Consider the following 3,045-nt stretch of genomic DNA (forward strand, 5'->3'; position numbering starts at 1 on the left):
CTATTCAATGCACAGTAGCTATCCTTAGTTATGCGCATTTTCAAGTTACTACTTTTCTAAAGACTTTCTTATTTCATTCTGAATATCACTTATTTCTTCTGATATGCTTTTTAAAGTATCCAAATAATAAGTCAACTTACCGGAAGAAACAGAAAAACTTTCACTGTTTTGCTGAATCCATGTTCCTGTTGTAAATGATGAGCTGGTATCTTTTAGGTTCAGATAGAAAGGCCTGGTATAGTTTACAAACTCCGATTCTGAAGCCACCTTATATGAATTGGAATTTGAAGAATTGCTGAATGTTATTTCAAAAGGTTTGTAATTTTCTTTGGAAATAATTAAGTGCGCATCCATACAACCAGAGGCTGCTAATTTGAAAAATCCATTCTTATCAGTTTTTACAGCTATTTTTCGATTCATTAATTGCACTGTTGCTCCTTCAATAGGTTCTTTGGTTGAATTAGAAAGGACTGTTCCGCTAAATTCCGGAAAGCATTCAACCATCCACTTACATGAAAGTGAAGAAATAGCTAAAAAGACAAAAATTAAACTAATTATAAATTTCATTAAGTTATTTATAGTTTTTACTTTGAAATTTATCTTGTCCAAAGGATGGTCGGGTATCGAACGAATTTTCATGCGGAACAAAAGTACAGTAACGAACAAAAAGTTGAGATTTTGGTTGATAGCCTGCAGTTTAGTGCAGCTAACGCGATGCAAGCTGCATTGTTCAGTTTTGTTTCCAATCAGTGTCGGTTTGTAATATCCAGCCTTTTATTTCTGTTGGCTGTTTTAAGAATGATGGATAATCACAATTTTCGATTTCGCTGTCAGAATTCATCAAAACATAAAGCCATTCAATGCCTTTATCTTTTTTTGTTCCAAGAACTTTTCCTTTTGCACCTTTTGTATAGGAAGCGATAAGATTTCCGTATCTACCATAATCAAATGCTGAAGAGTCAATAATGTCAAAAATGTAACAAGTCCTTCTAAGATTCGCTTTTGAGGAAACAACAGAAAACTCGTCGCCAATTGAAAGAATTTTCTGTGGCTTCTGTGTTCCAAGAACCTCACCAACTGTTTTAGCAAGTATAAATGAAATTTTGTCCTGCGAATACTTTACAGTATAATAATATTCAAGAAATTGCGGGTCTGCACAACATCCTGGGTTTAGTAAGGTAAAAGAATCTAATCTATTATCAGAAAAATCAATTCTATCAATGAACCGGTCTCCAGAAAAAACTTTTTCGTAATGGTCACCTCTGTGTAGAAAAAGCTCTGTAATGGTACCATTAACCATTGGACCGACAAAAATAATATCAAGTAATCCATCACCATTAAAATCAATCGCATATGTTGATTTTAGGACATCTTTCGGCTGATACGGATAATCCGGGTAAGGTTTTACTATTTCGAAATTTTGATTAAGGAACTGTAAAAGCAAAATAGTATCCCGGTGCTTCTCTAAACCCGACAGAACAGGGCGATGATTGCTAAATATATCGACAACCTCTATCTTCTTACCCCAACGAATGTATTGTTCAATTTTTCTAATTGAGTCGTTATTATTCGCTAAACTGTCGGTGGATGAATTTAAGTGTCTGTGTACCCCACATCCTGTTAATGTCAGTAGAAAAACCGGTACTATAAACTTAATGAATGTTGTCATAGGATGCAGCTTACGTTTCAGCATTGGCATATTGGCGGGGCATTCAATGTATTTCCAGCCAAAACAAAAGTATAGCAAACGAACAAATAGTTCAAATTTTGATTCATAGCTCAAAAGGAAATTTTTAGTTTTGTGTGCAGTTATCGTTTTATCACAATTGCCCGAAAGTAGCCCTCTCCAGAGTGTTCAATCTTGCTTCCGTCGCGGTCAGTTTCAATTGATTTAAAGCTAACCTTGCCATATAGGCTGTCTCCGACATTATATACCGGCTTATCTAATGTCAGGTTTTGATACACTAAGTTAAATACAGGTTTCGGTTCATCCGGAATAATAACGTCGGTGGAATAATACGGTTCTGCATAAAATTTCTTATCTCTGTAGTTGATGATGAAGCCCCGACTATCAAAGCCATTTCCAATTCCGATGTTAATAAATAACATGTTGCCATGAAGAAAATATGCCCTGCAGTTATTAAGTCTGGCAGAGCTGCTATCCAAAAGATTTACGTGGCCTTTAGTAAAATATAAAACTCCGCTTGACTTTTTTGCCGTGGGGTCTTGCCTTTCAAACACTGAAAAAACTTCTTTCTCTTTGTCAAGTCGTTTATAAACACCATTTATAGCAATGATTGGGTCAATGACTGCGTTGTTACATTGACGATGTTGGATTGTATTATGACAACTACCCAGGAGGGCCAACACAAAAAGCAGCGATGAGTAAATAATGATCTTGTCATGCCCGGTTAGGTAGAAAAGAACAGTCAACATTTTTATCTTTGCTTAACCTCGACTACCAGTCATAATCTTTTTCATTTCAGGCCTGCTGAGTTTGCATTGTATATTTGCAAGGCTCATATTTGTTATTTTCATTTGACGAAAAAAAAGCCTGCAAATTATCGTCAAACCCGAATAATGAATTTTGTCAAACCCTGCTGAATAAAGGACTTTGCGATATTGCGCCAACGGCCAGAGCTTTGCGCAGGTGGGAAATTAGAATTCTCGTCTGCCCGAACCGTCAGCCGAATGTAGAATAAAAAAGTTGATTATTTGTTCGTTTGCTGATAGGTCTTATGTATGAGTTAAGATACACCGCTCTTTTTTTAATTTTAAGAGTAAAACCTTCCTTCATCATAAACCCTTTCAAACATGAATAAAATTAAACCATTAGATTTTACAGGCGATACAATTTTCTGTGGGCTGGATGTTCACAAACTTAGCTGGCGGGTAAATATCCGCGACAAGGATATGGAACTGAAAGATTTTTCTCAGCCGCCAGATGCTTTTACTTTGCATAAACACCTTTCTAAAAATTATCCGGGCGCACATTATAAGGTTGGTTACGAAGTCGGGTTTTGTGGCTTCAGCATACAGCGTGAA

Annotated in this window: 4 protein-coding genes; 1 reads left to right on the forward strand and 3 read right to left on the reverse strand. The window is 36.1% G+C overall.

From position 1 onward, the window contains the following. Nucleotides 1–48: 48 nt before the first annotated feature. From ACTHJT_RS12140 to ACTHJT_RS12150, 3 genes are all read right to left on the reverse strand, one after another. Nucleotides 49–639 carry a carboxypeptidase-like regulatory domain-containing protein gene (locus ACTHJT_RS12140; RefSeq protein ID WP_440238524.1) on the reverse strand — a complete coding sequence of 197 codons (591 nt, stop codon included), beginning with the start codon at nucleotides 637–639 and terminating at the stop codon, nucleotides 49–51. A gap of 91 nt (nucleotides 640–730) precedes the next feature. Continuing rightward, complete coding sequence (locus ACTHJT_RS12145; protein WP_440238526.1) at nucleotides 731–1,783, reverse strand: hypothetical protein; 1,053 nt, start codon at nucleotides 1,781–1,783, stop codon at nucleotides 731–733. Between the two features lie 26 nt (nucleotides 1,784–1,809). Continuing rightward, nucleotides 1,810–2,436 (reverse strand): hypothetical protein, encoded by a 627-nt coding sequence (locus ACTHJT_RS12150; RefSeq protein ID WP_440238528.1) that lies wholly within the window; start codon nucleotides 2,434–2,436, stop codon nucleotides 1,810–1,812. 378 nt (nucleotides 2,437–2,814) lie between these two features. Between ACTHJT_RS12150 and ACTHJT_RS12155 the strand changes: the two genes are divergently transcribed. Continuing rightward, nucleotides 2,815–3,045 (forward strand): hypothetical protein (locus ACTHJT_RS12155; protein ID WP_440238530.1); only part of this gene is annotated, 231 nt, incomplete at its 3' end.

Origin of the sequence: Cytophaga sp. (genome assembly GCF_051961495.1) — a bacterium.
In the GTDB taxonomy this organism is placed as follows: domain Bacteria; phylum Bacteroidota; class Bacteroidia; order Cytophagales; family Cytophagaceae; genus Cytophaga.

What these genes read in the sequence shown, in the direction of transcription:
- ACTHJT_RS12140 (WP_440238524.1), bottom strand. Translation starts at nt 639, where the DNA reads ATGAAAATTCGTTCGATACCCGACCATCCTTTGGACAAGATAAATTTC.
- ACTHJT_RS12150 (WP_440238528.1), bottom strand. Translation starts at nt 2,436, where the DNA reads ATGTTGACTGTTCTTTTCTACCTAACCGGGCATGACAAGATCATTATT.